The sequence below is a fragment of the Gluconobacter sp. P1D12_c genome, assembly GCF_018812105.1.
GTDB classification, from domain to species: domain Bacteria; phylum Pseudomonadota; class Alphaproteobacteria; order Acetobacterales; family Acetobacteraceae; genus Gluconobacter; species Gluconobacter oxydans_A.
The window spans coordinates 1-379 of sequence record NZ_JACSIQ010000766.1 but is presented as its reverse complement, the minus strand read 5'-3'; the positions used below and the strand labels follow the sequence as shown (position 1 = coordinate 379).

General features: G+C 58.7%; 1 pseudogene. It reads right to left on the bottom strand.

The window, feature by feature from the left end:
- A pseudogene (locus tag KP705_RS19105) lies at positions 1-379 on the bottom strand (membrane-bound PQQ-dependent dehydrogenase, glucose/quinate/shikimate family); the annotation flags it as partial.

Below are 379 nucleotides of genomic sequence, written 5' to 3'. Positions count from 1 at the left end.
TCATGCCGTAAGGCGGGCGATGGCACAGCATCTTGGTGAACGGGTCCCAGAAAGGAGCAATGGCGATGGCATAAGGTGTGCCTTCCATCGGGCCATTCCCTTCAGCCGCCCCGGCACCCGGTTTGTAATGCGGAGCATCGATCGGCATCAGCTTCAGCGCATCGGCCTTCCGGCGGGTGATGAGCTGGGCATACATTGGTGATGCATTCCAGTTGGCAATCAGGATGCCGGTGTTTGGGTCGTAGGACATGGAGCCCCAGTCACTGCCACCATTGTTGCCGGGATACATGATCCAGGGCTTGTCCAGACTTGGGGCCGTGAACTCACCGTCATAATGCGCGCTGCGGAATTTGATCCGGCAGWAGAGCTGATCGATCGG